21 protein-coding genes and 1 tRNA gene are annotated in these 19,483 nt (G+C 52.8%); 15 read left to right on the top strand and 7 right to left on the bottom strand.

Features of this window, described 5'->3' with window-relative positions; genetic code table 11:
* Nucleotides 1–14 precede the first annotated feature (14 nt).
* A protein-coding gene (prfB, locus tag ACR42C_RS18525; RefSeq protein WP_096059326.1) for a peptide chain release factor 2 occupies nucleotides 15–1,113 on the top strand; the annotation gives its coding sequence in 2 pieces (ribosomal slippage) (nucleotides 15–89 and nucleotides 91–1,113; 1,098 coding nt in all).
* 9 nt (nucleotides 1,114–1,122) lie between these two features.
* Nucleotides 1,123–2,640: a lysine--tRNA ligase gene (gene lysS, locus ACR42C_RS18520; RefSeq protein ID WP_061097156.1), complete on the top strand. Its 1,518-nt coding sequence runs from the start codon at nucleotides 1,123–1,125 to the stop codon at nucleotides 2,638–2,640.
* Nucleotides 2,641–2,677: 37 nt separating this feature from the next.
* On the opposite strand, the gene idi is transcribed toward lysS, so the two are convergent.
* Nucleotides 2,678–3,220 carry an isopentenyl-diphosphate Delta-isomerase gene (gene idi / locus ACR42C_RS18515; protein WP_116341887.1) on the bottom strand — a complete coding sequence of 181 codons (543 nt, stop codon included), beginning with the start codon at nucleotides 3,218–3,220 and terminating at the stop codon, nucleotides 2,678–2,680.
* 163 nt (nucleotides 3,221–3,383) lie between these two features.
* Here idi and actS point away from each other — a divergent pair, with 163 nt between their 5' ends.
* Nucleotides 3,384–4,127 (top strand): amidase activator ActS, encoded by a 744-nt coding sequence (actS, locus tag ACR42C_RS18510; protein ID WP_041908359.1) that lies wholly within the window; start codon nucleotides 3,384–3,386, stop codon nucleotides 4,125–4,127.
* A gap of 80 nt (nucleotides 4,128–4,207) precedes the next feature.
* A tRNA-Gly gene (locus ACR42C_RS18505) sits at nucleotides 4,208–4,281 on the top strand.
* A gap of 621 nt (nucleotides 4,282–4,902) precedes the next feature.
* On the opposite strand, the gene ACR42C_RS18500 is transcribed toward ACR42C_RS18505, so the two are convergent.
* Nucleotides 4,903–5,712 (bottom strand): LecA/PA-IL family lectin, encoded by an 810-nt coding sequence (locus ACR42C_RS18500; RefSeq protein ID WP_479984420.1) that lies wholly within the window; start codon nucleotides 5,710–5,712, stop codon nucleotides 4,903–4,905.
* Between the two features lie 537 nt (nucleotides 5,713–6,249).
* Between ACR42C_RS18500 and ACR42C_RS18495 the strand changes: the two genes are divergently transcribed.
* Both ACR42C_RS18495 and ACR42C_RS18490 read left to right on the top strand, forming a co-directional pair.
* Nucleotides 6,250–6,879: a helix-turn-helix domain-containing protein gene (locus tag ACR42C_RS18495; protein ID WP_116341877.1), complete on the top strand. Its 630-nt coding sequence runs from the start codon at nucleotides 6,250–6,252 to the stop codon at nucleotides 6,877–6,879.
* 94 nt (nucleotides 6,880–6,973) lie between these two features.
* Nucleotides 6,974–7,588 carry an outer membrane beta-barrel protein gene (locus ACR42C_RS18490; RefSeq protein WP_479984419.1) on the top strand — a complete coding sequence of 205 codons (615 nt, stop codon included), beginning with the start codon at nucleotides 6,974–6,976 and terminating at the stop codon, nucleotides 7,586–7,588.
* 59 nt (nucleotides 7,589–7,647) lie between these two features.
* Here ACR42C_RS18490 and ACR42C_RS18485 read toward each other — a convergent pair whose 3' ends face one another.
* Nucleotides 7,648–8,043, bottom strand: coding sequence for a hypothetical protein (locus tag ACR42C_RS18485; protein WP_479984418.1), 396 nt, complete (start codon nucleotides 8,041–8,043; stop codon nucleotides 7,648–7,650).
* A 287-nt stretch (nucleotides 8,044–8,330) separates the two neighbouring features.
* On the opposite strand from ACR42C_RS18485, the gene yjdI reads away from it, so the two are divergent.
* Together yjdI and ACR42C_RS18475 are read left to right on the top strand one after the other, a co-directional pair.
* A complete protein-coding gene (gene yjdI, locus ACR42C_RS18480; protein WP_032660181.1) occupies nucleotides 8,331–8,561 on the top strand; it encodes a 4Fe-4S mono-cluster protein YjdI in 231 nt (76 codons plus the stop codon).
* A 10-nt stretch (nucleotides 8,562–8,571) separates the two neighbouring features.
* A complete protein-coding gene (locus ACR42C_RS18475; RefSeq protein WP_013098585.1) occupies nucleotides 8,572–8,844 on the top strand; it encodes a GNAT family N-acetyltransferase in 273 nt (90 codons plus the stop codon).
* A gap of 27 nt (nucleotides 8,845–8,871) precedes the next feature.
* Here the strand turns inward: ACR42C_RS18475 and ACR42C_RS18470 are convergent, their stop codons facing one another.
* Nucleotides 8,872–9,483, bottom strand: coding sequence for a LysE family translocator (locus ACR42C_RS18470; RefSeq protein WP_116341869.1), 612 nt, complete (start codon nucleotides 9,481–9,483; stop codon nucleotides 8,872–8,874).
* Between the two features lie 114 nt (nucleotides 9,484–9,597).
* Between ACR42C_RS18470 and ACR42C_RS18465 the strand changes: the two genes are divergently transcribed.
* Nucleotides 9,598–10,068 carry an Lrp/AsnC family transcriptional regulator gene (locus ACR42C_RS18465; RefSeq protein ID WP_061097185.1) on the top strand — a complete coding sequence of 157 codons (471 nt, stop codon included), beginning with the start codon at nucleotides 9,598–9,600 and terminating at the stop codon, nucleotides 10,066–10,068.
* Nucleotides 10,069–10,104: 36 nt separating this feature from the next.
* On the opposite strand, the gene ACR42C_RS18460 is transcribed toward ACR42C_RS18465, so the two are convergent.
* Together ACR42C_RS18460 and ACR42C_RS18455 are read right to left on the bottom strand one after the other, a co-directional pair.
* Entirely contained in the window at nucleotides 10,105–11,334 is a 1,230-nt protein-coding gene (locus ACR42C_RS18460; protein WP_116341867.1) for an amino acid permease, read from the bottom strand.
* Nucleotides 11,335–11,453: 119 nt separating this feature from the next.
* Nucleotides 11,454–11,915 (bottom strand): multidrug/biocide efflux PACE transporter, encoded by a 462-nt coding sequence (locus ACR42C_RS18455; RefSeq protein WP_116341865.1) that lies wholly within the window; start codon nucleotides 11,913–11,915, stop codon nucleotides 11,454–11,456.
* A 104-nt stretch (nucleotides 11,916–12,019) separates the two neighbouring features.
* Here ACR42C_RS18455 and ACR42C_RS18450 point away from each other — a divergent pair, with 104 nt between their 5' ends.
* The 6 genes from ACR42C_RS18450 to wzz(fepE) all read left to right on the top strand — a co-directional run bounded on the left by ACR42C_RS18450 (nucleotide 12,020) and on the right by wzz(fepE) (nucleotide 19,097).
* On the top strand, nucleotides 12,020–12,886 hold the full coding sequence (locus ACR42C_RS18450; RefSeq protein ID WP_116341863.1) for a LysR family transcriptional regulator: 867 nt from the start codon (nucleotides 12,020–12,022) through the stop codon (nucleotides 12,884–12,886).
* A gap of 93 nt (nucleotides 12,887–12,979) precedes the next feature.
* On the top strand, nucleotides 12,980–14,158 hold the full coding sequence (locus ACR42C_RS18445; RefSeq protein ID WP_479984417.1) for an acetyl-CoA C-acetyltransferase: 1,179 nt from the start codon (nucleotides 12,980–12,982) through the stop codon (nucleotides 14,156–14,158).
* A gap of 236 nt (nucleotides 14,159–14,394) precedes the next feature.
* Entirely contained in the window at nucleotides 14,395–15,231 is an 837-nt protein-coding gene (gene kduI, locus ACR42C_RS18440; RefSeq protein WP_479984416.1) for a 5-dehydro-4-deoxy-D-glucuronate isomerase, read from the top strand.
* A gap of 63 nt (nucleotides 15,232–15,294) precedes the next feature.
* Nucleotides 15,295–16,056 (top strand): 2-dehydro-3-deoxy-D-gluconate 5-dehydrogenase KduD, encoded by a 762-nt coding sequence (gene kduD, locus ACR42C_RS18435; RefSeq protein WP_116341857.1) that lies wholly within the window; start codon nucleotides 15,295–15,297, stop codon nucleotides 16,054–16,056.
* A gap of 313 nt (nucleotides 16,057–16,369) precedes the next feature.
* Complete coding sequence (gene araE, locus ACR42C_RS18430) at nucleotides 16,370–17,785, top strand: arabinose-proton symporter AraE (RefSeq protein WP_395313286.1); 1,416 nt, start codon at nucleotides 16,370–16,372, stop codon at nucleotides 17,783–17,785.
* Between the two features lie 187 nt (nucleotides 17,786–17,972).
* The gene (gene wzz(fepE), locus ACR42C_RS18425; RefSeq protein ID WP_302221246.1) at nucleotides 17,973–19,097 is read left to right on the top strand and encodes an LPS O-antigen length regulator Wzz(fepE); all 1,125 of its coding nucleotides are present in this window, start codon (nucleotides 17,973–17,975) and stop codon (nucleotides 19,095–19,097) included.
* A 39-nt stretch (nucleotides 19,098–19,136) separates the two neighbouring features.
* Here the strand turns inward: wzz(fepE) and ACR42C_RS18420 are convergent, their stop codons facing one another.
* Nucleotides 19,137–19,460, bottom strand: a complete 324-nt coding sequence (locus ACR42C_RS18420; protein ID WP_163329624.1) for a cupin domain-containing protein — start codon at nucleotides 19,458–19,460, stop codon at nucleotides 19,137–19,139.
* Between the last annotated feature and the right edge of the window lie 23 nt (nucleotides 19,461–19,483).

Genomic DNA, 19,483 nt, shown 5'->3' with positions numbered 1-19,483 from the left:
AAAGAAAACAGACCATGTTTGAAATTAATCCGGTAAAAAACCGTATTCAGGACCTCACGGAGCGCTCCGACGTTCTTAGGGGGTATCTTTGACTACGATGCCAAGAAAGAGCGTCTTGAAGAAGTAAACGCCGAGCTGGAACAGCCGGACGTCTGGAACGAACCTGAACGCGCACAGGCGCTGGGGAAAGAGCGTTCCTCTCTCGAAGCTATCGTAGATACGCTGGATCAAATGGCCCAGGGGCTGGAAGACGTTTCCGGTTTGCTGGAGCTGGCCGTCGAAGCCGACGACGAAGAGACCTTTAACGAAGCCGTGGCAGAACTCGACGTACTGGAAGAGAAGCTGGCGCAGCTGGAATTCCGTCGCATGTTCTCCGGCGAATACGACAGCGCTGACTGCTATCTCGATATTCAGGCAGGGTCTGGCGGTACCGAAGCACAGGACTGGGCCAGCATGCTGACGCGTATGTACCTGCGTTGGGCAGAGGCGCGCGGCTTCAAAACCGAAATTATCGAAGAGTCTGAAGGTGAAGTGGCCGGTATTAAATCCGTCACCATCAAGATCATTGGCGATTACGCCTACGGCTGGCTGCGTACCGAAACCGGCGTTCATCGTCTGGTGCGTAAGAGTCCGTTTGACTCCGGTGGCCGTCGTCATACCTCCTTCAGCTCCGCGTTTGTTTACCCGGAAGTTGACGAAGATATCGATATCGAAATTAACCCGGCGGACCTGCGTATTGACGTTTACCGTGCTTCCGGCGCGGGTGGTCAGCACGTTAACCGTACGGAATCTGCGGTGCGTATTACCCACATTCCAACCGGGCTGGTAACACAGTGCCAGAACGACCGTTCCCAGCATAAGAACAAAGACCAGGCCATGAAGCAGATGAAAGCGAAGCTTTATGAGCTGGAGATGCAGAAGAAAAATGCTGAGAAACAGGCGATGGAAGATAACAAGTCCGACATCGGTTGGGGCAGCCAGATCCGTTCTTACGTCCTTGATGACTCCCGCATCAAAGACCTGCGTACCGGGGTTGAAACCCGCAACACGCAGGCGGTGCTGGACGGCAGCCTGGACCAATTTATCGAAGCAAGTTTGAAAGCAGGGTTATGAGGAACCAACATGTCTGAACAACAAGCACAGGGCGCTGACGCGGTAGTCGATCTTAACAACGAACTGAAAACCCGCCGCGAGAAGCTGGCAGCGCTGCGCGAGCAGGGCGTGCCGTTCCCGAACGATTTTCGTCGTGACCACACCTCAGACCAACTGCACGCTGACTTCGACGGTAAAGAGAACGAAGAGCTGGAAGCGCTGAACGTTGAAGTGGCCGTTGCAGGCCGCATGATGACCCGTCGCATCATGGGTAAAGCCTCTTTCGTGACCTTGCAGGACGTTGGCGGCCGTATTCAGCTGTACGTTTCCCGTGACGACCTGCCGGAAGGCATCTACAACGAGCAGTTCAAGAAGTGGGACCTGGGCGATATCCTGGGCGCCAAAGGTAAGCTGTTCAAAACCAAAACTGGTGAACTGTCTATCCACTGCACCGAGCTGCGTCTGCTGACCAAAGCCCTGCGCCCGCTGCCGGACAAGTTCCACGGCCTGCAGGATCAGGAAGCGCGCTACCGTCAGCGTTATCTGGATCTCATCTCAAACGATGAATCCCGTAAGACCTTCAAAATTCGCTCCCAGATCATGGCCGGTATCCGCCAGTTCATGGTGAACCGCGACTTTATGGAAGTGGAAACCCCGATGATGCAGGTGATCCCAGGCGGCGCGTCTGCGCGTCCGTTCATCACCCATCACAATGCCCTGGACCTGGACATGTACCTGCGTATCGCGCCGGAACTGTACCTGAAGCGTCTGGTGGTCGGTGGTTTCGACCGCGTGTTCGAAATCAACCGTAACTTCCGTAACGAAGGTATCTCCGTTCGTCATAATCCAGAGTTCACCATGATGGAACTCTATATGGCGTATGCGGACTACAAGGATCTGATCGAGCTGACCGAATCCCTGTTCCGTACCCTGGCGCAGGACATTCTGGGCACCACACAGGTCCCTTACGGTGAAGAAGTGTTCGACTTCGGCAAGCCGTTCGAAAAACTGACCATGCGCGAAGCGATCAAGAAATACCGTCCGGAAACCAACATGGCGGATCTGGATAACTTCGACTCTGCGAAAGCAATCGCTGAAAGCATCGGTATTAAAGTGGAGAAGAGCTGGGGTCTGGGCCGTATCGTGACCGAAATCTTCGAAGAAGTGGCGGAAGCACACCTGATTCAGCCGACCTTCATTACTGAATACCCGGCTGAAGTTTCTCCTCTGGCACGTCGTAATGACGAGAACCCGGAGATCACTGACCGCTTTGAATTCTTCATCGGCGGCCGTGAAATCGGCAACGGCTTTAGCGAGCTGAACGATGCAGAAGACCAGGCGCAGCGCTTCCAGGATCAGGTTGACGCGAAAGCGGCAGGCGATGACGAAGCGATGTTCTTCGACGAAGACTACGTGACCGCACTGGAGCACGGCCTGCCACCAACTGCAGGTCTGGGTATTGGTATCGACCGTATGGTTATGCTGTTCACCAACAGCCACACCATCCGTGACGTTATCCTGTTCCCGGCGATGCGTCCGGTGAAATAAGGCGTTAAAATGTGAAAAAGCCCCGAAAGGGGCTTTTTTATTGCGCTGCGAACGCTCTCAGCGCCTCTCGTGCGGTGGTTGCTTCCAGTACCATCCACGGGCTAAAGCTCCAGGGCGCGGCGTCCAGCGCGCGGAATAACGACTCCAGCCTGACCCATTCAAATTCCATTACTTCATCGTGATTAATACACAGTTCGCTGGTAACGCGTGCCGCGAAGACCGGGCAAATTTCGTTTTCCACGATGCCGGAAGGATCGGTTTCACGGTAGCGAAACTCGGAGGCGACAGGCGTAATCGCGGTGATTTCAGCACCGACCTCATAGCGGCAGCGGCGGATAATCGCCTCTTCCGTCTTTTCACCGGATTGAGGGTGCCCGCAGACGGAGTTCGTCCAGACGCCCGGCCAGGCTTTTTTGCTTAACGCGCGTCGTGTGACCAGACATTCGCCTTCGGCGTTAAAGAGCCAGGATGAGAACGCCAGGTGCAGAGGGGTTTGGGCAGTATGCGCGGCGTACTTCTCCTGAGTGCCAATCACCATTCCCTGGTCATTTACCAAAATAACGTGTTCTTGAATACTCATTCATGCTCCAGTGCCAACGATGCGGATGGTTCTGCACCATCAGCAGGGAACATTATACGGCATTCTTATACGAACGGTTTGTCTCCAGGAGCGGAAAAGGGCTGACCCATATCTCTCCGGGCTGGTATCATAGTGCGCCATTCACGCTGACCGAGGATCTGTTTTGTTTGCAGGAAGCCTGACGAGAAACCCCATCATCGCCATCTTTTGCCTGACGCTGACGCTATTCCTGGCAGGCTGTTCAGGGAGCAAATCATCGGATATGGGTAGCTATTCCGGTTCGGTCTATACCGTTAAGCGCGGGGATACGCTGTACCGGATTTCGCGCGCAACGGGGACCAGTGTGAAGGATCTGGCGCGCCTGAATAACATCTCTCCGCCGTACACCATCGAAGTGGGACAAAAGCTGAAGGTGAACGGCAGTTCATCCTCGGGCAAAAAATCCTCATCGAAAGGCAAAACCGCCAAAGTGACGCCGTCCTACCAGGTACCGCAATCGTCATGGCCGCCGGTTGGACAGCGCTGCTGGATTTGGCCTGCCAGCGGTAAAGTTGTTGCTCCTTACTCACTCTCTGAAGGTGGTAACAAGGGTATTGATATCGCCGCTGCGCGCGGTACGCCGGTTTATGCCTCCGGGGCAGGGAAGGTGGTTTACGTCGGTAACCAGTTGCGCGGCTACGGCAACCTGATCATGATTAAGCACGGCGAAGACTACATCACGGCCTATGCGCATAACGACACGATGCTGGTCAACAACGGTCAGAACGTGAAGGCGGGGCAAAAGATTGCCACGATGGGCAGCACGGGAACGGACTCGGTGAAGCTGCATTTCCAGATTCGCTATAAAGCGACGGCCATCGATCCGCAGCGTTATCTTCCTGCGCCCGGCAGCAAACCGAAGTGCTAAGTGATTATTTAATCGCCACTTAGTGGTGAAGAGGCTTGTATGAAAAGGCGTAAGGTCTATAATGCCTTACGCACCTCAAAGCGGGCGTAGTTCAATGGTAGAACGAGAGCTTCCCAAGCTCTATACGAGGGTTCGATTCCCTTCGCCCGCTCCATATCTCTCCCCTTGTTGCAAAACACCACCCAAAATTGGCTTAAATGTATTTCGCTATCAACAAGTTACTTAACATACGATGTCTGTTATCGTTCAACAATTGAATGACGGTTTACCAATAAGAGGTATGATCTGCTGCCCCCTGAATTAACCAGACAGGTCTTGTATCGTTTAGCGATATACCGGCAGTACAATTACGTTGCCTTTTAATTAAACAAGGATGTGCTTTGCTAATTGCAGATTATGGCTCTTTCATGGTGCGCTTTTGCAGGCACCATGATTTTTTTGATTACGTGAATATGCAGCCCTGAATGTGTATTCAGAACCGATATTACCCCACTGGTGTTTATTAGGCATGAAGTTAGTGTGTTACTTCCGCTCAGATACCCTAACCGAAAGCGTGCTGTGTTTCAGGATAGTGTTAATCGAGACGCGTCTTGTTTCTAATCACAGCCGATACTGAGAGGATATACAACATAATAAAGAGTAATGCCGTGTGTTTATTGCCTGTTGGTGTAGCGCATATGTTGATCATGTGCGCTACACAATTTTTTAATCCTGTTTTGAACATCGAACTGCCATCCAGCATTCATGCCGAATAGCAGACCGACACTCCTGTAGATTATCCCTTAATTTTTAGCTCCTTAATTCTGAAATCATTCCCCATACTTGCTGTAACATGGCTGACTACCGCGAGTTCAGCCTGACTGCTCGCGGCTTTGAATTTTCCACTCAGGGTTACCCATTCATTCGCCTGCTTCAGCTCCAGCGGTGCGGAGATGTCTTTGCCATCCGCACGGAGAGAAATTTTTGGCGCTTCATATTTTCCAATAATGCGCGCAGCTTTCAGCGTCCAGGTATATTCATGCCCGGCAGTCAGACCTGTCAGCGTCTTTTTGAGGATCTCTCCGGCATGATTTTTATTGGGCCTGGTAATAAACTCGACGGCGCGGGCGCTGGCGTCAACCAGGTAAAGATCGTGCCCGGCAGGTCCCGCCTGCCAGCTATTCCAGTTATCACGTTCAAAGTTGGTTAAATCTTCAAACGGTGCTGTCGTCGCTGTAATATCCGCCTCGCGATACACTTCAACGCTGAATTCGCCCGAGTTGTCTTTGTACTGGTCTTTACCATCGGCATAAATCAGCGTCAGAATACCTTCAGCAGGAATTGACCAGCGATATTTATGGTTGCCAACCGGATATGTTTCACTCCCAATCCGTGCCAGAAGTGAAGGATTGCGTATCGTTAGCGGTTCGCCCTCTCTGGGAATACGTCCCTGTGGCGCGGTCAGAGCAAAAGTTTCGCTACCATTTTTGGCCCAGCCATCGGCCAGAATCGTAATGATCTCCCCTCGTTTGAGGGAAAGGCCTGTATTTATCCCTTCGGCACTTTTTGCATCAACTTTTCCTGACCAGATTAAATTTGCGCTCATGTCTGACTCCTGTGAGAGTGGCGTACAATTTCGCCATTGAAAGATAGTCCTTGCGAAATGAGTTTTTTAATGGCTCACATCGGCTAACAGCCTGATAAAGCGAATAAATGAATCTATATGTATTACACTTTACGCATATTCATTTCCGGAATGTTTTCGGCTCGAAAGAGAATAGTCAGGCTGTATATACAATTCAAAAGCTGGAACGGCCTGTTTCGGCTTGATATTTCGTAATTATTTAAAAAACAACAAATATTTGTTGTTTTATTAGGAGTAATCTTAATGAGGTGATGTGTAAGAAGAAAAGATTGTTCAGGTTTTAATAGTCTTTTCTCCCCAGTGTTTTCATAGGTATTAGAGCAAGCACCAACAAATATCAGTTACCTATTACCGACGTTCTTGATGGGAAATTCAAAAATAAACAAAGTTTCTTTTTACTCATGTTTTTCTATCTGATATCACTTCCCCCTCATACTTGTCTGATCAATGACTGTTGTAGTCTATACTGGCCATTACCCAACGCTAAAAGGCTGTGTTATGAATATTTTACCTCCTGTTCGGCCTGAACAATCCATTGAACGTTTGACGGCGATCCTTGAGCCAATTGCAGAGAAAGTGAAGCTCGCGCCGCGCAAGCGGATCACCTGGAAACACAAAGGTCACCAGCAGATGTACCTTTTTCAGGACGGGGAGCTTTCGCTGCTGCGGGCCTCTGATGGACTGCTCTTAGTGACCGTTTTCGAGCCTCATCTGTTCGGCATTGCCGAGATGATCCAGCCGACACAAGGGCATATTTTACGTGCAGAAAGAGAGTCTATAATTTTACGTGCTGATGCAGATGAAGCAGCTGCGCTATTTCGTGAAAAGGGCGTCTGGGAAGACGTTGCGGCCTTACTGTCGTATCATACGGCGTATCTGATTTATCGTGATGCACAGGTCGTGCAGCAACGTACCTATTCCGTGATTCGTAGCTATCTGCAGGAGATGATATTACTTCCCGAAGAGGCGCGTATGCGGACGAGCATTCTGGAATATATTCAGGATCGTACGCTTCTTTCACGCAGCAGCATTCTCAACGTATTATCGGCGCTTAAGCAAGGTCAATATATTGCGTTTAAGCGGGGCGGTTATTTACTGGAAGTGGGAAATTTGCCTGAGTCGTTCTAAAATTTAAAATTAAACAGAAAAGCATTTCACGTTGTTCTCGTTTGTCTATATCGTTTGCGCACTGAAAATATTTAGCAGAGTAAACGGGAATTGTATGAAGAAGACACTTTTTGCATTAATTATTGCTAACGCGTTCACTGCAACGGCTGCATTTGCAGCTGCGGATACAGGTACATGGTATAGCGGGGCTAAATTTGGCTGGTCACACTATTTTGACGCCAGCACAGGTTCTAAAGCGAACGATAATAACAATGGCTCAAGCCAGTATAATATCGATCATGATAACGTCGGCGGTGGGGTTTACGCTGGCTATCAGATGACACCCTGGCTCGCAGTAGAAGGTGGTTATGATTATTTAGGAAATATGCAGATGAAAGGTAACCATAGTGCGGGCGCACAAATGAAAAGCCAGGGGCTGCAGATGTCCTTAAAAGCAAGCTATGCCGTGACCGACAGCTGGGATATCTATGGGCGTGCCGGGGCGATGGCGTATCGCGCAGAATCTGATGTAAGTGGTCACAATCGTTTTGATACAGGCATTCGCCCGCTTGCCGCAGTGGGGACGGAGTATGCGTTCAACAAAAATTTGGCTGGCCGCCTGGAATATCAATGGGTAAGCAATGTGGGTAACGCCAACCAGATTGGCGTCAGCAGCGACGTAAGCTCCGTAACGGCAGGCCTGACATGGCGATTCGGACAGCACGATTAATCGTTGTTAGCCTCTCAATTAAAAAAGCCCAGCTGCTCAGCAGTTGGGCTTTTTGGTATTTAAGTGACTAAAGGCTGAAGGGCAAGTTTAATCTTTTGCAGACCGATAACATTTTTATCTTTCAAGTATTGCTGATTAATCATTTCAAGCTGTTCCAGTTTTGTCAGCGAGGCGTAGACCGGCTGAACGGGGCTATCTTCGGTGAAAATATCCTTCGCGGTGGCGTGCTGCAAATACTGTGATTTCAGCTGTGTTGCTATTTTATTTATCTGTATTTTATTTTCTTCATAAAGTGCTGCAATATGTGATGCCGGAACGGCAGGCGGTTTTTCTCCCGGTAAAACTAGCGGGACCTGCAGATGGTGTATTTGTTCAACCTTATCTGGCTCAGAAGCGATGCAGGCGGTTAATAAATTGAGGCTGAGCAGAGTCAGTAATAATGGCCGTGTCTTCATGGGTAACTCATGTTAAATAAGCAGAGCGGACATTATCGTAAACGACAGGCTCATCTTCAGATTAAACTTGTTTAATTTTAAACATCTCACCGGGGATACTCAGTAACAGAATGTCGGATCACGCTTAATGCGTAAAACAGCCAGTATGCGCACCCACCGATGTACGCAGGGGGACGCAATCCGGCGAAAAGTGTTGCGAGCTGGCTTTTCGTTTTTAGCGTGATAGCTATCGGGATCCCATAAGGCTATGCTTCATTCAGCACGAGAATAATTACAGAGGCAATGTCATGGATAAAGAACTACTGGATGCAGGCTACCGGGCCTATACCGGCGAGAAAATTGACGTTTACTTCAACACCGGGATCTGCAAACACTCCGGTAACTGCGTGCGTGGGAGCGCAAAGCTGTTTAATCTGAAGCGTAAGCCGTGGATTGTTCCTGATGAAGTGGACGTGGAAACGGTTGTACGCGTGATTGATACCTGCCCGAGCGGTGCGCTGAAGTACCGCCAAAAATAAGCGAGGAACCATGGATATTCTGGAAGGCCACAACAAGTTTTACGTAAACGATGCGAACGGCAATCAGGTCGCTGAGATTGTCTTCGTGCCGACCGGCGAGCACCTGAGCATTATTGAGCATACCGATGTCGATCCGAGCCTGAAGGGGCAGGGTGTGGGCAAGCAGCTGGTGGCGAAAGTGGTTGAGAAGATGCGCGGTGAGAACCGCAAAATTATCCCGCTGTGCCCGTTTGCGAAGCATGAATTTGATAACACGCGGGAATATGACGATATTCGGGCGTAAAACACACCGGCGATGGCCGGTGTTTTTTTATCTCATCTGTTCAAACAGCAATACCAACGCGATCATCACCATTATCCCGCCCGATGCCATGCTCACCAGACGCGCCGCCTGTGGCCGGGTCGCCAGCACCGCTCTCGAACCATACCCCACCAGCAGATAGACCAGCGTGCAGGTGATCAGGTGCATCACGCCAAGCGCGGACATCTGCATCGCTATCGACCAGCTTCCGGCAGGGTCTGTAAACTGCGGAAGCAGCGCCAGAAAAAGCAAAAAAACTTTCGGGTTAAGGCCGCTAATGCAGAGCCCTTTCACCGCCCACTGTTTCCAGTTTCCCGCGTGGTGGGTGGCCTTTTCCGGCGCGGCGGGATGACGTAATAGCGTAATGCCAAGCCACAGGAGATACACGGCCCCCGCAATGGTCAGCCCGGTTAGCGCCAGAGGATGTTGAGCAATCAGTACGCCTACGCCAGCCACCACGATCAGCGTGGCTAACAGATGCCCTGACATCAACCCCATCACCGCCGGCACCACGCGCCGCCCGTTAATCCCGGCGCTAATGGCGTAGGCCCAGTCGGCGCCAGGCGTCATGATGAGCAGAAACGAAACCACCCAAAAGCCGGCCACAATACTCATTTCCATCGTCCTGAAGACTCCTGCAGTGCGTCAAAGTTGAGAAAAAGAATATCGCTAACCCTGCGAAATAGGCTTTCAATGTTATGCTCATAACACCGTCAAAATGAGAAAATCTTCCACATGGATAGCATCGATCGAAAAATTCTTGCGGAGCTGCAGTCCGATGGCCGCTTATCCCTTACCGAGCTGGCTGAACGGGTGAATCTGAGCCTTTCACCGTGCCATCGTCGCGTCCGGGCGCTGGAGCAAAGCGGGGCCATAACGGGATACCGTGCCAGCCTTGACCCCGCCAAAATGGGCTTTAACTTTCTGGCGATAGTGTTTGCGACGCTAAAAGAGGGTGACCGAAAGGCGGTAAGCGCGTTTGAAGAGGCGGTAGAAGAGATCCCACAGATCGTGCTGGCACAGCGTCTGTTTGGCGATCCGGATTATCTGATGCACGTTGTGACCCGCGACCTGTCGGCCTTTCAGAAACTCTATGACGAGAAACTCTCCGCCATGCCTGGCGTGCAGCACCTTCGCTCTACGCTTGTCATGAAAACGGTAGTGCAGGACAGACCTTTTCCGCTGGAGTCAGCAGGGCGAGACTGAGAGGCATGCCCGACAGAATGTCGGGCATGAGTATGTTTAGCCCACAAACATCACCGACACGCACAGCACGCCGACGATCAGCGTCAGCAGGCTGCCAATGGAACGGTATTGTTTCAGGGAGGGGATCAGATACGTCGACAGCGTCGGCATGATAAACAAAATCATGGCGATAAGCGGACCGCTGATGGCGTAAATCATCGAAATGGCGTTCGGGTTAATGCAGCAGACGGCAAAGGTGATTAACGACACCCCCATAATGGAAAGCGCGCGGTTGAAGGCGCGGCTTTTTTTTACGCCGATCTGATTTAGCGACGACTTCACGATCTCCGTCGCCCCTTCAATCACCCCAAAATAGGTACCGAGGAACGATTTCGACATCGCAACAATCGCCACCACAATGCCGGAAATGCCCAGCCACGCCGGTGAAGAAGGCATCATCGACAGCGCGGACAGGATCGTTACCCCTTGCTCTTTGGCAGCTACAATATACGACGGTGGAATAGAGAGCAGGCAGCTGAAGACAAAGAACAGCACGCTCAGGCAGATGATCAGGTACGCCACCTTCATGATTTTATTGCATTTATCCATGGCGCCGTCGGCAAATTTCTCGCGACGGTCAACGGCAAATGTGGAGATAATCGGGGTATGGCTGAACGCAAACACCATCACCGGAATCGAAATCCAAACCTGGTGCAGCGTATGGCGATCGACGGCCATCTGGCTGGTCAGCAGCGAGGGTTGCCAGCTGCCGATCAGGTAGAGCGAGACAAACAGGAAATAGGCAATCAGCGGAAACACCAGGAAGCCCATCACTTTTATTGTGATATGCCGTCCCATCAGGAAGATCAGATTCAGAACCAGCACCACGCCCAGGCTGACCAGCACGCGAACGACGATATCTACCGTCAGGTGTTTCGCCAGCTGTTCGGTTAACGAGTTGGTGATGGCCACCGCATATATCTGCACCACCACAAAGAAGGCGATGAAATAGAGCGTGGTGATCAGGTTGCCAATCTTCTTACCATAGTAGTGGGAGACGGCGCCGGTGATCCCTTCATTACCTTTTGTTTTTGAAGAGAGAATAAATTGCGTCAGCGCCCGGTGCGGCCAGTAGGTTAACGGATAGGCCACAAGGGCGGTGATAAACAGGACAATAGCGCCTGCGGAGCCCAGCTGAATGGGCAAGAACAGCGTTCCTGCGCCCACGGCCGTGCCATAGAGAGCGAAACTCCAGAGAGTCTCATCTTTTGACCAAATTTTCGACATTAGAGCAACGTTTCAACTAACAAACCATCAGAATGGCGTGCAATTTACCATAGTTATGCCTGAAGAGCGCAGTTGCTTCGACGGAGTTTGGCCGGAACGGGCGTCCGGCCAGCGTGATTTTAGCCTGCCAGAGCGCGTCGTTGCTGGCGGCGCTTAAGAAATTTCTCGCGCAGGTTATCGTATGCCCAGTTATAGAACATGGTGTACGGCAGGAAGAACAGGAAGAAACCTATTTCCAGCGTAAATGCCTGAAGCAAGGTCACGCCCAGCACGGCGGCGACAATCGACACGCCAATCACAATAAACCCACATTCGAACCCCAGCGCGTGCAGCGCACGCACTTTTGCCGTACGTTTTACGCGCTGGACAGGCCAGAAACGGTCGAAGCCGAAGTTATAGATAATGTTCCAGAGCATGGCGGTGGTAGCCAGGATAATGGTTAACCCGCCCATCTCCACCACGGAGCGCTGCATCAGCCACGCCGCCGTGGGGGCGAGAATTGCCGTGGCAATCCCTTCGAAACAGACAGCGTGGAAGATCCGCTCCGGCAGCTTACGTTGGAGTACATCCTGGTGTTGCATAGTGTAGACCTCATTAATTCGCCGGTATGGGCGTTGATGCAGCCTATTTTTATCGTTAAAGCTGATATATTAAAGATGGTATCCATCGATAAAGTAGATAGGTTATGCACTATTCACCTGAAGCCCTTACCGCGTTTGTTGAGACCGTTGCGGCAGGCTCTTTCTCTGCTGCCGCGCGCCGGCTGCGTAAAAGCCAGTCGACGATCAGCACCTCCATTGCCAATCTTGAGGCCGATCTGGGTTTCGAACTGTTTGACCGCTCGGCGCGGCAGCCGGTGCTAACGGTCCAGGGGGAACAGGTGCTGGGCTACGTGCAGGCCATCCTCGCCGCCAGCACGCGGCTTGATGAGCTGGCGGTGTCGTTAACGGCACGAACCGAAGCGCGTTTGACGTTTGTCCTTTCCGATACCCTCAACCCGGACGTGCTGGAAGATCTGATGAAGCAGTTTGACGCCCGCTTTCCCCATACGGAATTCGAATGTCTGATTGGCGAGGAAGAAGACGTGATCGATCTGCTGCAAAAGGAGCGCGCGCAGGTGGGTCTGACGGAAGCGCGAGACAGTTATCCTACGGATATTGGCGCCACCCGGCTGCCGGTGCAGACCCGAATGGCGATATATGTCGCGACCACGCACCCGCTCGCCGGGCAACACGAGGTGCAGAGCGACGAGCTGCACGGCTGGCGGGAGCTGAGGCTCAGCACCTACCTTGAGCGCGAGGCTGAGATTGCTCGGGGGCCCGTCTGGTCAGCGCCGAACTACCTGTTACTGCTGAGTATGGCCGTCCAGGGTTTCGGCTGGTGCGTGCTGCCGTGCGCGCTGGTGGATGAATTCGCCGCGGCGAAATCGCTGGTACAGCTCAATGTTCCCGGCTGGCCAAGGGCGATCGGCATCGATTTGCTGTGGAATAAACGATCCCCGCCCGGCGTTGCCGGAAGCTGGCTGCGGCAGTATCTGCAGGATGCGCGCTAATCCTTGTGATTAAACTCACTATTTTTAAACAATTAAGATAATTGCCAGTAACAATCCTCTACTATCGTCATGTCATTTAACACAGAGGTCGTGATGAAAGATGTCGTAATAGTGGGTGCGTTGCGTACGGCTATCGGCTGTTTTCAGGGAGCGCTTGCGCGTCACTCGGCGGTTGACCTGGGCAGCGTGGTAGTTAAAGCGCTGGTGGAACGTAGCGGGATCGCCGCACATGAAGTTGATGAAGTGATCCTGGGGCAGGTTCTCACGGCCGGAGCCGGGCAGAACCCTGCGCGCCAGGCGGCGCTGAAGGGCGGGTTGCCCAATACCGTATCCGCCATCACCATTAACGACGTCTGTGGTTCAGGATTAAAAGCGCTGCATCTCGCCACCCAGGCCATTCAGTGCGGTGAAGCGGATGTGGTTATTGCTGGCGGACAAGAGAACATGAGCCGCGCGCCGCACGTTCTGACCGACAGCCGTACCGGCGCGCAGCTGGGCAACAGCCAGCTGCTCGACAGCCTCGTGCATGACGGGCTGTGGGATGCGTTCAACGACTATCATATGGGCGTGACGGCAGAAAATCTGGCGCGCGAGTACGGCATCAGCCGCGAACTGCAGGACGCCTATGCGCTAAGTTCGCAGCAAAAAGCGCGTGCCGCGATTGATTCCGGTCGTTTTCGCGACGAGATTGTCCCGGTCAGCACGCAGCGTCAGAACGGCGATGTTATCGTTATAGATACCGATGAACAGCCGCGCACCGATGCCAGTGCTGAAGGCCTGGCAAGACTGAATCCCGCGTTTGAAACCCAAGGCTCGGTCACGGCGGGAAATGCCTCTTCCATTAACGACGGCGCCGCGGCCGTCATGATGATGAGTGAAAGCAAAGCCCTTGAACTCGATCTCCCCGTGCTGGCCCGCATTAAGGCATTTGCCAGCGTGGGCGTGGATCCTGCGTTAATGGGGATCGCGCCGGTCTACGCTACCCGCCGCTGCCTGGAGCGCGCAGGATGGCAGCTTTCTGATGTGGATCTGATTGAAGTGAACGAAGCCTTTGCCGCGCAGGCGATCTCGGTCGGCAAAATGCTGGAGTGGGATCCGCTGCGGGTCAACGTAAACGGCGGGGCCATTGCGCTGGGGCATCCCATCGGTGCGTCCGGTTGCCGAATCCTGGTCTCCCTGGTCCACGAAATGAAAAAGCGAAACGCCCGCAAAGGGATAGCTACTCTCTGTATAGGCGGCGGACAAGGGGTGGCGCTGGCCATCGAGCGCTAATCTTACCTCATTAAAAAAACCTCCTTCGGGAGGTTTTTTTTATCGCGCTCTTTTTGCCTGGCGTATTTATCGTGATCCGAACGTCATTTCCGCTATAAATAAAATAAAAAATGAAACGTTGTTTTAAGTTGGGTTGAAAAGCCTATTTTCTGCCGCTAGTATGTGCTCATAATGAAAAACGGAACGCTGTTTCGTTTATTTTCTTCTTTCGGGAATGACCACATCTGGAGGTTACCGTGGACGTCAGACAAAGCATTCACAGCGCGCACGCCAAAACGCTGGATACTCAGGGGCTGCGCAGCGAGTTTTTGATTGAGCAGGTGTTCGAAGCCGACACGTACACCATGGTCTATAGCCACATCGACCGCATTATTGTGGGCGGCATTATGCCGGTGGCGAAAACCGTCTCCGTGGGCGGCGAAGTGGGCAAGCAGCTGGGCGTCAGCTACTTCCTGGAGCGTCGTGAACTGGGCGTGATTAATATCGGCGGGCCGGGCACGATTACCGTGGACGGCCAGTGCTACGAGATTGGCCACCGCGACGGGCTGTACGTCGGCAAAGGGGCGAAAGAGGTGGTCTTTGCCAGCATCGACGGCGCTAAGCCGGCGAAGTTTTACTACAACTGCGCCCCCGCGCACACCGCTTATCCAACCAAAAAAGTGACGCCAGCGGACGTTGCGCCCGTGACGCTGGGCGATAACCTCACCAGCAACCGCCGTACCATCAATAAATACTTCGTTCCGGATGTGCTGGAAACCTGCCAGCTCAGCATGGGGCTGACTGAACTGGCTCCGGGCAACCTGTGGAACACCATGCCGTGCCATACCCATGAGCGCCGCATGGAAGTCTACTTCTACTTCAACATGGACGACGATGCCTGCGTGTTCCACATGATGGGACAGCCGCAGGAGACGCGCCATATCGTCATCCATAACGAGCAGGCGGTCATTTCACCCAGCTGGTCTATTCACTCCGGCGTGGGGACGAAAGCCTATACCTTCATCTGGGGTATGGTTGGAGAAAACCAGGTCTTCGATGACATGGACCACGTCGCTGTTAAGGATCTGCGCTAGTCGCGGGCAGCTAAGTATCAATCTGCCTGTTGGTGACAGGCGCTGAAAGAGTAAGGAACAAACATGATTCTGGATGCATTCTCTCTGCAGGGTAAAGTGGCTGTGGTTTCCGGTTGTGACACCGGGCTGGGCCAGGGGATGGCGTTAGGCCTGGCGGAAGCGGGCTGCGACATCGTCGGGATTAACATTGTTGAGCCCACGGAAACGATTGAACGCGTGACCGCGCTGGGCCGTCGTTTTCTCAGCCTGACCGCCGACCTGCGTAAAATCGACGCCATTCCGGACCTGCTGGATCGCGCCGTGGCGGAGTTTGGCCATATCGACATTCTGGTCAACAACGCGGGGCTGATCCGCCGTGAAGACGCGATTAACTTCAGCGAGACCGACTGGGACGACGTCATGAACCTGAACATCAAGAGCGTGTTCTTTATGTCTCAGGCGGCGGCGAAGCACTTCATCGCCCAGGGGAAAGGCGGCAAAATCATTAATATCGCTTCGATGCTCTCCTTCCAGGGCGGCATCCGCGTGCCGTCTTACACCGCGTCAAAAAGCGCGGTGATGGGCGTGACCCGCCTGCTGGCGAACGAATGGGCGCAGCACAACATCAACGTCAACGCGATTGCGCCGGGCTATATGGCCACCAACAATACCCAGCAGCTGCGGGCGGACGAAGAGCGCAGTGCGGCGATCCTTGAGCGTATTCCGGCTGGCCGCTGGGGGCTTCCGAGCGATCTGATGGGGCCGGTTGTGTTCCTGGCTTCCCCTGCATCGGACTATATCAATGGTTATACCGTCGCGGTTGATGGCGGCTGGCTGGCGCGATAGACCCACTTATGACAAATACCTCTGCTCTTCGGCGGAGGTTTTTTTTGCTTAAAATTTGCCAAAGTCCATATTGATAAACACGAAAAATCCATACTGAAAAATCATAGATGACCGCCATCACACTTTTATTACTGAAAAATTAAGGTATTAGTAAAATAAGGTGATTATCCAGCATTAGTTGAAATTGTAATGTCCATCACAGATCGCTATGCCATAGCGAAATAATCCATATCTTCACGATTTCCGGCCTGACACTTTTCCCCGCTATCTCGTAATTTCACTTAACGAATTTTGCTGTTGAGGCAGGAAAAATATGACATCTATAAATGACTCTACCCTGATGCCCGCTGCGCTGCGCGATACTCGCCGCATGAACCAGTTTGTCTCCATTGCGGCAGCCGTGGCCGGTTTACTGTTTGGCCTGGATATCGGCGTTATCGCCGGTGCGCTGCCGTTTATTACCGATCACTTTACGCTGAGTAACCGCCTGCAGGAGTGGGTGGTGAGCAGCATGATGCTCGGCGCGGCCATCGGCGCGCTGTTTAACGGCTGGCTTTCGTTCCGCCTCGGGCGCAAATACAGCCTGATGGTCGGGGCGGTCCTGTTTGTTGCCGGATCCATTGGTTCGGCGTTTGCCACCAACGTTGAAGTGCTGCTGCTCTCCCGCGTGCTGCTGGGCGTGGCGGTGGGGATCGCCTCCTACACCGCACCGCTGTATCTCTCCGAAATGGCGAGCGAGAACGTGCGCGGCAAGATGATCAGCATGTACCAGCTGATGGTGACGCTGGGCATCGTGCTGGCGTTCCTGTCCGATACGTACTTCAGCTACAGCGGTAACTGGCGGGCGATGCTCGGTGTGCTGGCGCTGCCTGCGGTTGTGTTGATTGTATTAGTGATTTTCCTGCCGAACAGCCCGCGCTGGCTGGCGCAAAAAGGGCGTCACGTGGAGGCGGAAGAGGTGCTGCGTATGCTGCGCGACACGTCTGAGAAAGCGCGTGAAGAGCTGAACGAGATCCGCGAAAGCCTGAAGCTGAAGCAGGGCGGCTGGTCATTGTTCAAGGTTAACCGCAACGTGCGCCGCGCGGTATTTCTCGGGATGTTGCTCCAGGCGATGCAGCAGTTCACCGGGATGAACATCATCATGTACTACGCGCCGCGCATCTTCAAAATGGCCGGTTTTACCACCACCGAACAGCAGATGATCGCCACGCTGGTGGTGGGGCTCACCTTTATGTTCGCCACCTTTATTGCGGTGTTCACCGTCGATAAAGCCGGACGTAAGCCAGCGCTGAAAATTGGCTTCAGCGTGATGGCGCTCGGTACGCTGATCCTCGGCTACTGCCTGATGCAGTTTGATAACGGCACGGCGTCCAGTGGCCTCTCATGGCTCTCCGTGGGCATGACCATGATGTGCATCGCTGGCTACGCGATGAGCGCCGCGCCGGTGGTGTGGATCCTGTGCTCTGAAATTCAGCCGCTGAAATGTCGCGATTTTGGTATCACCTGTTCCACCACCACCAACTGGGTATCGAACATGATCATCGGCGCGACCTTCCTGACGCTGCTGGATGCGATTGGCGCGGCGGGAACCTTCTGGCTCTACACGGTGCTGAACGTGGCATTTATTGGCGTCACATTCTGGCTAATTCCAGAAACCAAAGGCGTGACGCTGGAGCATATTGAACGCAAGCTGATGAGCGGGGAGAAACTGCGAAATATCGGCGTGTAAGGGGTAATGCCGGGTAAGCGCAGCGCCACCCGGCGTTTTGTTAGCGTGATGCTTAATAACTACCAACTTTGATAGCAATCTCTCAGATAGTCCATTCTCGCATTCAGATTATTCTTAGTTTCTTGTATTATCGGGCAACTGAACTCATCCGGCAGGAATTTACTGCACCCGAAACAGAAGAACGGTTATGTCAGCAATGGATATCAAGAAAAAAACGGACCTCGATTTTCCCTCATATGCCCCCCCAGCAGTCAGTTCAAAAGAGATCGATCTTCTGGGTCTGTTAGATGTTCTGATTACCGCGAAAAAACGTATTGCCACCATTATCTTTGTTTTCGCGCTGGCAGGTCTGGCAATTGCGCTTCTACTGCCGCAAAAATGGACCAGTAAAGCGGTGATCACTCCGGCGGAACAGACACAGTGGAACCCGCTGCGCCAGATGATGGTTGCGCTGCAGGTTCTTGACGTGAAGGTGCCGGTCACCCGTCAGGAAGTCTTTGACCTGTTTATTAAAAAATTCCAGTCACAGTCATTGCTCGAAGAGTATATGACCTCTTCCCCTTACGTGATGGCGCAGCTTAAGAATACGGAAGTGGACCCGCTTGAACTGCACCGTGCGGTTGTTAATATCGCAGACAGAATGAAAGCGGTGAATGATGTTCAGGGAAAAGACGCGGATAAATCGCCTTTCGTCTCCTGGACATTGAGCTTCACCGCGCCGACCGCAGCCGATGCCCAATCCGTCCTGGAGGGGTATATCGACTATATCTCGGCAATTGTTGAGAAAGAGACGGTGCAAAATATCCGCAATCAGATCGCCCTCAAAACGAACGAGGTAGAACAGCAGCTGGCGCTCGACCGCGTTCGTCTGACCAATGTGCACAACACCAACCTGCAGCGGCTGAATTATTCGCTGGAAGTGGCGAATGCCGCGGGCATTAAGAAGCCCGTGTACAGCAACGGACAGGCGGTAAAAGACGATCCGGATTACTCCGTTGCGCTCGGGGCTGACGGTATCGCGCAAAAGCTAAAGATTGAAAAAAATCTCAAGGACGTGACGGAGCTGAACGCGGATTTCCAGAACCGGGAATATTACCTGGCGCAGCTGAAAAAACTCTCCTTTGCAGACGTTAAGCTTGAGCCATTCAGGTATCAGCTTTCGCCATCGATGCCAGTGAAAAAAGACGGCCCGGGCAAAGGGATGATTGTCATTCTGGCAGCGATCCTTGGCGCTCTGTTTGCCTGCGGCAGCGTGTTACTGCGTGAGGCCATGCTCAGCCGAAACCCATCGCCAGAGCCGGTAACGGAATAAATTCTGCATACAGGAAAGGCGCTGAAACAGCGCCTTTTTTTATTTCAGGAAATCCTCGCGGACAGGCGTAAAGGTGTCCAGCAGCGTGCCGGCCCTGAGGCAGAGGCAGCCGTGCATCACATGCGGTTTTTTGTAGAGCGTATCTCCCGCCGTCACGACATGCTTCTCTTCACCAATCGTAAATTCAAACTCGCCGGATAGAACATAGGTTAACTGTTCGTGCGGGTGGTTATGCAGTGGGCCAATTGCACCCTGCTCAAAATGCACTTCAACCGCCATCATCCTGCCGCCGTGGGCCAGCACGCGGCGCGTAACGCCGTTCCCTAGATCTTCAGACGCGGTCTCTTTGTGGAACATAAACATGGTTTTGCCCTTTATAATAAAAC

This window comes from Enterobacter sp. MG-EB028 (assembly GCF_056673305.1).
This window is presented reverse-complemented; position numbering and strand designations above follow the sequence as displayed.